The organism is Candidatus Binatia bacterium, assembly GCA_023150935.1.
Classification (GTDB): Bacteria; Desulfobacterota; Binatia; order HRBIN30; family HRBIN30; genus JAKLJW01.
In genome coordinates, this window is record JAKLJW010000136.1 from 1 (window position 1) to 640 (window position 640).

At 71.9% G+C, this 640-nt stretch carries 1 protein-coding gene; it reads left to right on the plus strand.

Annotated elements, in window-relative coordinates:
- The coding region (locus tag L6Q96_23370; protein ID MCK6557488.1) for a hypothetical protein at positions 1-640 on the plus strand (640 nt) is incomplete at both ends.

Consider the following 640-nt stretch of genomic DNA (forward strand, 5'->3'; position numbering starts at 1 on the left):
CCGGGCGCCAGCGTCTCGACGTCGATGTCGCGACGCTGGAGGCGATCATCGACCGGTGGAGGGTCGCACCGATCGGCGAGGAAGAGAGCGAGCTGTTGCGATCGGCGATCGGCACCCTGGCGGAGCTGACCGCCGAACTCGAGCGCAAGGACGTCTCGATTCGCAGCCTGCGCGAGCTGCTCTTCGGCGCGAGGACGGAGACGACCCGAAAGACGCTTGGTGAGACGGCGCGAGCGCCGGCGAGCCAGGCCGGCCCCCCACCGGGGGGCGGAGCCGAGGGGGGAGCGGGCAAGGATACGCACAGGCCGCGCGCCAGGGGCCATGGGCGCAACGGTGCCGAGGCCTACACGGGGGCGAAGCAGGTCGAGATCGCCAGCGGGCTGAGCCACGGCGAGCGCTGCCCCGAGTGCGCGCGCGGCAACCTGTACGGGCAGAAGGAGGCGAAGGTGCTCGTTCGCATCCGGGCGATGGCGCCGATCCACGCCACGGTCTATCGCCTCGAGCGGCTGCGCTGCGGGGGCTGCGGGGCGGTGTTCACCGCCGATGCGCCGCCGGGCGTCGGCGACGAGAAGTACGACGCCTCGGTCACCAGCATGACGGGGCTGCTCAAGTACGGCTCCGGGATGCCCTTCTACCGGTT